Source organism: Ramlibacter sp. (assembly GCF_035627355.1).
In the GTDB taxonomy this organism is placed as follows: Bacteria; Pseudomonadota; Gammaproteobacteria; order Burkholderiales; family Burkholderiaceae_C; genus Ramlibacter.
On sequence record NZ_DASPLW010000043.1, the window covers coordinates 81,231 to 88,599 of the forward strand.

The 7,369-nt window shown below is 71.8% G+C and carries 6 protein-coding genes; 2 read left to right on the forward strand and 4 right to left on the reverse strand.

Annotated features, from left to right (window positions below; translation table 11 throughout):
* Positions 1–203 precede the first annotated feature (203 nt).
* The 3 genes from VEC03_RS11380 to tsaE all read right to left on the reverse strand — a co-directional run bounded on the left by VEC03_RS11380 (position 204) and on the right by tsaE (position 4,386).
* Positions 204–2,399 carry a cyclic nucleotide-binding domain-containing protein gene (locus VEC03_RS11380; RefSeq protein ID WP_324915287.1) on the reverse strand — a complete coding sequence of 732 codons (2,196 nt, stop codon included), beginning with the start codon at positions 2,397–2,399 and terminating at the stop codon, positions 204–206.
* 86 nt (positions 2,400–2,485) lie between these two features.
* Positions 2,486–3,847: an N-acetylmuramoyl-L-alanine amidase gene (locus VEC03_RS11385; RefSeq protein WP_324915297.1), complete on the reverse strand. Its 1,362-nt coding sequence runs from the start codon at positions 3,845–3,847 to the stop codon at positions 2,486–2,488.
* A 29-nt stretch (positions 3,848–3,876) separates the two neighbouring features.
* On the reverse strand, positions 3,877–4,386 hold the full coding sequence (gene tsaE / locus VEC03_RS11390; protein WP_414708484.1) for a tRNA (adenosine(37)-N6)-threonylcarbamoyltransferase complex ATPase subunit type 1 TsaE: 510 nt from the start codon (positions 4,384–4,386) through the stop codon (positions 3,877–3,879).
* Positions 4,387–4,413: 27 nt separating this feature from the next.
* On the opposite strand from tsaE, the gene queG reads away from it, so the two are divergent.
* Complete coding sequence (gene queG / locus VEC03_RS11395; protein WP_324915299.1) at positions 4,414–5,454, forward strand: tRNA epoxyqueuosine(34) reductase QueG; 1,041 nt, start codon at positions 4,414–4,416, stop codon at positions 5,452–5,454.
* Here queG and VEC03_RS11400 read toward each other — a convergent pair.
* The gene (locus VEC03_RS11400) at positions 5,451–6,356 is read right to left on the reverse strand and encodes an AEC family transporter (protein WP_324915289.1); all 906 of its coding nucleotides are present in this window, start codon (positions 6,354–6,356) and stop codon (positions 5,451–5,453) included. The two genes, queG and VEC03_RS11400, sit on opposite strands and share 4 nt — an antisense overlap.
* Before the next feature lie 107 nt (positions 6,357–6,463).
* On the opposite strand from VEC03_RS11400, the gene VEC03_RS11405 reads away from it, so the two are divergent.
* Positions 6,464–7,369, forward strand: a 906-nt coding sequence (locus VEC03_RS11405) for a tripartite tricarboxylate transporter substrate binding protein BugE (protein WP_324915291.1), incomplete at its 3' end; no start/stop codon positions are given.

A 7,369-nucleotide genomic window follows, 5' to 3' on the forward strand; every position in this document is an offset into this window, starting at 1 on the left:
AAGGCGCGGCCTGCCTGTGCCTTGAATTGTGGAAAGCAGCCCGTCAGCGGGCTGTAGGAGGGGCCAAACAGGGGGTGTCGGCACCCCCCGTGGCCCGATGACGGCCGGGAAAGGCAGTGCGTGCCAGCACGCGTCCTGTCGCGCAGGCGCAGCTTGGGAACCCATGCGACCCCACCGCCAAACCGCGATTCGCGCCGGTTCGTTCAGTGCCGGGCCTGGCGCGCGCTGGCGAGTTGTGTCGTGTGCCGCAGGCGTGCGGCGAGGTCCAGCGCCAGGCTGGTCAGCAGCTTCTGCACCAGTGCGGGCGCTTCGCGGCTCAGGCGCTCGTAGTCCTCGCGCGTGAGCACCGCGACGGACAGGTCTTCGCGCGCGACCACCGTAGCCGAACGCGCGCTGCGATCGAGGAAGGCCATCTCGCCGAGCAGGCCGCCGCGCCGGATGCCGGCGATGCGCACTTGCGCCCCCTCCGGCCCGTCCACCAGGATGGAAGCGCTGCCGTGCAGCACCACCATCAGGGCGTCCCCTGGCGCGCCGGCGGTCATGACGACTTCGCCGGCGCGGTACAGCCCGTGGGTCATGCTCGCCTGCAGCAACATCTTCTCGTCGGGGTCCAGTTCACGGTCGATGGGCATCACGTCGAACTGCGCCGTGGCGGCGTTACCGCCCTCGCGCCCATGCAGCGCCAGCAGATGGTTTTCGGCCTGCTCCAGCGCGTGGTCGAGATCAGGCAGGACCGGGCCGCCGCCGCGAGCGGGCAGCTGCAGCGCCATGGCGACCTCCGGTGAGGCCCGCGCCGGATCGACGTGGAACAGCGGCACGCCACGGGCAGCCGCCAGCCGGCCCATCTTGGCCACGGCTTCGATCACGCTGATGTCGACGCTGCGCACCCGGCTCCAGTCCACCACCACGCAACTCGCCTGGTGCAGCACGGAGCGGAACAACTGCTCGAGGCGCTCGACCGAGACGAAGAACAGGTCGCCCTCGGGTTCCACGATCCGCAGCGATTCGCCGTGCTGCGCCAGCACCTGCAGCTCGGCCCGGGACCGGGCGCAGTGCGAGGAGACCTGGGCGCCGGTGAGTACCGCGCGCGCCGGCCGCCGGGCGTTGCGCGCGGCGAACAGCACGAGGCCGAGCAGCAGGCCGGCGACCACCGCTGCCACGATGTTCAGCACCACTGCCGTAGCCGTGACCGCCGCGACCAGGGACAGGTTCTCGCGCGCATCGGCCCGCAGCGGGACGCGCCGGAGCCATTGGCCAAGCTGCCGCAGCGAAGGCCGGTCCAGCATGAACCAGGCCTCGCACAGCAGCGCGCCGGCCACCGCCGCGATCGGGATCCAGCCGAGCAGTCCGCTGAAGGCCACGGCCAGCGCAATCAGCATGACCGGGGCCGCGACGTGCGGTCCGAGGCGGGCGGTGCGGCTGGCCACCAGCGACGTCTGCATCGACCCGGAGATCGGCGCGCTCCCCAGCAAGCCCCCGAAACCAACGGCCAGCGCCGACATCGCCAGCCGCTTCGGCTTGTCGTGCAGCAGGTCGTCCTGGTGCGACAGCATCTGCGCGGACAGGCTGGTGTTGAGGAACATGACCGCCCCGAGGATGGCGGCGTACCCTGCCAGCAGGCCGGCAACGGCGAGCCACGGGGCCGCGGCGAAGGCACGGAAGTCGGCTGCGAACCAGGGCAGCGAAAGGTCGGCGGAGGCGGTGCCCACCATGGCCACCGGGCGGCCGGCCGCCAGCAGCGCCGCGCCGAGGAGCAGTCCCAGTCCCAGCGCGGTGGCCGCCGCGGGCCACCGGGGCAGCCACCGGCGCACGGCAAAGCCGGTGGCCAGCACGATGGCCGCGATGGCCATGGCGATCAGCGGTTCGCGGTCCGGCGCATGCCACGCGGCCATGAGGACCGACGACTGGCTGAGCAGCAATGCGATCGCGATGGCGTTGGAAAAGCCCGCATAGACCGGCGTCGGGATGTAGCGCGTCAGCCGGTTGGCGCGCACCAGGTAGAGCGCCGCCATCGCGACGCCGGCGCAGGCGACCAGCGCCAGCAGGGCGGCCACGCGGACCTCGGGTGTGTCCGCCACGCCCCAGGCGGGCAGGCGAGCGGCCACGCTGTCCAGCAGCGCCGCCGCCGTCGTCGCTTCCAGGAAGCGGGCGGAATACAGAACCGGACGGTGCGCGCCCAGTCCGGCGAGCTGCACGAGCGCCAATCCCAGCAGCGTCGCCAGCACCGCGGCGGACAGCAGGCCGGGTGCATGGCGCCCATAGACCACCGCCACCGCCCCCAGGCTGAGCGGAATCGAGAACGCCGATGCATTCAGCGCTGCGCTGAACCCCGCAGCCAGGCCGGTCGACCCGTTTGCCGTGGCCGGTTCCAGCGGTGTGAACGAACTCGCTTGCCGCATCCCCATCCTTCCGGTCGAGACCGGCGCGATTGAACCACAGCCTTGGTGAGACGCCGGCCAGGTCGCAGGCGCCGCTGGGCCCGGCTTCAGACCGAGCGGCTGCGCGCCAGCGGCGGGTTGGCCGCGAAGTAGCGGGAGATGCCGCGCATCAGGGCATCGGCCAGTTCGTCCTGGTAGGACGCGCTGCGCAGCTTGGCTTCTTCTTCCGGGTTGCTGATGAAGGCGGTCTCCACCAGCACGCTGGGGATGTCGGGCGCCTTGAGCACGGCGAAGCCGGCCTGCTCGACGCGCCGCTTGTGCAGCCGCCCGACGTTGCCGATCTCGCCCAGCAGAGCGCCGCCGAGCTTCATGCTGTCCTTGATCTGGGCCGTGGTGCTCATGTCCAGCATCGCATGGGCCACGTGGCGGTCCTGCGAGCGCACGTTGACGCCGCCGATCAGGTCGGCCCGGTTCTCCTTCTCGGCCAGCCAGCGCGCCGCCGAGCTGGACGCGCCGTTCTGGCTCAGGGCGAACACGCTGGCGCCGCGCGCGCTGGGCGTGATGAAGGCGTCGGCGTGGATGCTGACGAACAGGTCGGCCTGCACGCGCCGCGCCTTTTGCACCCGCACGTGCAGCGGCACGAAGAAGTCGGCGTCGCGCGTGAGGAAGGCCCGCATCGGGTTGCCGTTGATCGTCGTGGCGTTGATGCGATCGCGCAGGCGATGGGCGACCTGCAGCACCACGTCCTTCTCGCGCGTGCCGTTCGGGCCGATGGCGCCGGGGTCCTCGCCGCCGTGGCCGGGGTCCAGCGCGATGATGATCAGGCGGTCGGTCTTGGCCGGGGCCGGCGGCGGCGCGGTGGCGACGGCCGCTTCGCCCGGCAGCTGCTGCGGCCGGCGGCCGGCGGAGCCCGCGTGGCGCGCGATCAGTTCGTCCAGGGGGTCCGATGCGGCGGGCGCCGGCGTCGGCACGGGGCCGCGATCCTGGCCCTGGACGTGCTGCGCGATCAGCTGCTCCAGCGGATCGGCCGGCTGCACCGGGTGGAAGTCCAGCACCAGCCGGTGCTGGTAGGCGGCGATGGGCGGCAGCGTGAAGACCTGCGGCAGGGCCGGCTGCTTGAGGTCCACCACCAGCCGCACCACGCCGGGCGCGAACTGGCCCACCCGGATGCCGGCGATGAAGGGATCGTCGGCCTGCACCTTGGCCACCAGCTCGCGCAGCGCCGCATTGAGCTCGATGCCCTCGATGTCCACCGCCAGCCGCGGCGGGTTGCCGACCGAGAGGTGGCGCGAGGCGAGCTGCCCGTCGGACTCGATGGTCACCCGGGTGTAGTCCGGCGCCGGCCACAGGCGCACCGCGACGATGGTGGCGCCGCGCGCGATCTGCGCCGTGCCCAGCAGGAGCACCAGCGCGCCGCGCCGCAGCAGGGCACGGCGTCGCAGCGCGGTGCCTGCGTGCGTGGCGACGATGGCCGGCTTGCCCTGGCGTGGCCCGGCGCTCACGCCAGCAGCTCCTGCCCGAGGGGGCTGTGCGCCTGCACCGTCACCTCGCGCGTGCCGTCCGCCTGCAGCAGCAGGTGCAGCGACAGGTCGGGCACCGGCAGCAGGCCGGCGGCCTTCTCCGGCCACTCGGCCAGCTTCAGGCCGGCCTGCTCGAACACCTCGCGGAAGCCCGCGTCCTCCCACTCGCGCGGGTCGTCGAAGCGGTAGAAGTCGAAATGCCAGATGGCGAAGCCCGGGCCCTCGTGCGGTTCCACCAGGGTGTAGGTCGGGCTCTTGATGCGGCCGGGCACGCCGAGGGCGCGCAGCAGGTGGCGCACGAAGGTGGTCTTGCCCGCGCCGAGATCGCCGTGCAGCTCGATGAAGGCGCGCGTGACCGCGGGCCGGGCCGCCAGCCGCTGCGCGAAGGCGGCGGTGTCCTCCTCGGACGACCACCGGAGCACGGCACCGGACCGGCCCGACAGGGGGCCGGTTCCTACAATCGGCGGGTGACCTTGCAGTGCGCTCAGATCGACGGTCCTTCGCTGGTGGCCGCCATCGGTGCGTGGGGCCGCGAGCTCGGATTCTCCCAAATCGGGGTGGCCGGCGTCGACCTTTCGAGCGCCGAACCGGGCCTGTTGCAGTGGCTGGCCAACGGATTCCACGGCGAGATGGCCTACATGCAGGCCCATGGCCTCAAGCGCGCGCGGCCCGCGGAACTGGTTCCAGGCACGTTGTCGGTGGTGACGGCCCGGATGGACTATTTACCGGGCGCCACGCCCGAGGGCTGGCAGGCGATCGAGTGGGAGCGCCTGCAAAGGCCGCGCGAGGGCGTGGTCTCCGTCTATGCGCGGGGCCGCGACTACCACAAGGTGATGCGCGCACGCCTGCAGAAACTCAGTGAGCGCATCGCCGATGCGATCGGGCCGTTCGGCCATCGCGTGTTCACCGATTCGGCGCCGGTACTGGAAGCCGAACTCGCGGCGCGCAGCGGGCAGGGCTGGCGCGGCAAGCACACGCTGGTGCTCAGCCGCGAGGCCGGGTCGATGTTCTTCCTGGGCGAAATCTACGTCGACGTCGCGCTGCCGCCCAGCGAGCCGGTCAGCGCGCATTGCGGCAGCTGCACCGCCTGCATCGATGCCTGTCCCACCGGCGCCATCCTGCGGCCTGGACGGCTGGACGCGCGCCGCTGCATCTCCTACCTGACGATCGAGCACCACGGCGCGATCCCGCACGAGCTGCGCCCGCTGATGGGCAACCGCATCTACGGCTGCGACGACTGCCAGCTGGCCTGCCCCTGGAACAAGTACGCCGGCCGCAGCCCGCTGCCCGACTTCGACGAGCGCGCCGGCATGAGCGGCTCCACCCTGGCCAGCCTGCTCGGCTGGAGCGAGGAGGAGTTCCTGCGCCGCACCGAGGGCAGCCCGATCCGCCGCATCGGCCACGAGCGATGGCTGCGCAACCTCGCGGTCGCCGCCGGCAACGCGCTGCGGCGGGAGGATGACGCCGAACTGCGCCGCGCGCTGGAGCCGCTGCTCGCGCACCCGAGCGAGCTGGTGCGCGAGCACGTGCAGTGGGCGCTCGCCCAGCGCGGCTAGCGCGCGAGGCCCAGCACCGCCGTCAGGCTCAGCACGCCCAGCACCGTCGACAGCGTCACCAGCCCCGCCACGTACGAGCCGTTGTAGCCCATGCGGGAAGCCAGCACGTAGCCGCTGGACGAGGTCGGCAGCGCGGAGAACACCAGCAGCACGGTGGCCTGCAGCGCATCCAGCCGGAACAGCAGCGCCAGCCCGAACGCCACCAGCGGCATCAGGGCGTGGCGGATGCCGAGCACGGCGACCGTGAGCGCGCGCGAGCGCGCCAGGCTGCCCACCTGCAGGCCGGCACCCGCGGCCATCAACCCCAGCGCCAGCGAGCTGCCGCCGATGCGGGCAACGCCGGGCTCCAGCAGGTCCGGAATGCGCAGGCCGGCCATGTTGGCCGCCAGTCCGCCGGCGGTGGCGATGATCAGCGGGTTGCGCACCAGCGCCGCAAGCACGCCGGTCTGGGCATGGCGCGCCATCGGCCACACCGCGCCCACGTTCATCAGCGGCACGCACACGCCGATCAGCACCGCCACCAGCTGCAGCCCGCGCTCGCCGCCGAGCCGCCCCGCGACGGCCAGCGCGATGAAGGAGTTGAAGCGGAAGGCCACCTGGGCCGCCGCCGCGTGCTCGCGCCGGTCGACGTGGGCGCGCAGCCCGGGCAGGTGCGGGATCGCATACGCCATCGCGATGCCGCCCAGCCCGAGCAGCAGCCCGGCGCCGATCAGGCTGGAAGCGGGCCCGAGCTGCAGCGGGGTGCGCACGATCGAATGGAACAGCAGCACCGGGAACAGGAAGTAGTACACCAGCCGCTCGACCGGCTCCCAGACGCCGCGGTCCAGCGGGGTGTAGCGGCAGACCAGGTAGCCCAGTGCGATGAGCGAGAAATCCGGAAACAGCAGGCGAGCGATGTCCACGCCCGAGCATAGCGGCGCGTTTGCGGGTATCACCCTATGTGGAATCCACAGGGCGCCGCGCCGGCCACCCTGTAGCATCCGCGGGTCCCACCCCAAGGAGATCCCAATTGAAACGTCGTGACTGGATGGCCGTCGCTGCCGCTTCGCTGGCCGTGGCCGCCGCTCCCGCCCTGGCCCAGGGTTACCCGAACAGGCCGGTCAAGCTGGTTGTCCCGTTCGCGCCCGGCGGCACCACCGACATCATCGCGCGCGTGATCTCCGAGCCGCTGGGCAAGGCGCTGGGCCAGAACGTGGTGGTGGAGAACAAGGCCGGCGGCGGCGGCATCATCGGCGCCACCCAGACCACCCGCGCCACGCCCGACGGCTACGAGCTGGGCGTGGCCACCGTGTCCACCACGGCCGCCAACCCGGCGATCAACCCCAAGGTCCCGTACAACCCGACGACCGACTTCACGCCCATCATCAACATCGCGGCGACGCCCAACATCATCGCGGTGCACCCGAACTTCCCGGCCAAGGACTACCCGGCCTTCATCGCCGAGCTGAAGAAGAACCCGGGCCGCTATTCGTACGCGTCCTCGGGCACCGGCGGCATCGGCCACCTGCAGATGGAGCTGTACAAGAGCCTGTCCGGCACCTTCATCACGCACATCCCCTACCGCGGCGCCGGCCCGGCCCTCAACGACGTGGTGGCCGGCCAGGTGCCGGTGATCTTCGACAACATCCCCTCGGCGCTGCCCTTCATCAAGGAAGGCCGGCTGGTGCCGATCGTGGTCGCCGCGCCGCAGCGCCTGAAGGAACTGCCCAACGTGCCGACCTTCAAGGAAGTGGGCCTGGAGCCGGTCAACCGCATGGCCTACTACGGCATCCTGGGCCCCAAGGGCCTGCCGAAGGACGTCGTCGACAAGGTGCATGCCGCCACCGTCAAGGCGCTGCAGGAACCGGCGGTGCGCAAGCGCATCGAGGACACCGGCTCGCTGATCATCGCCAACACGCCCGAGCAGTTCGCCGAG

What these genes read in the sequence shown, in the direction of transcription:
- VEC03_RS11380 (WP_324915287.1), bottom strand. Translation starts at nt 2,399, where the DNA reads ATGCGGCAAGCGAGTTCGTTCACACCGCTGGAACCGGCCACGGCAAAC.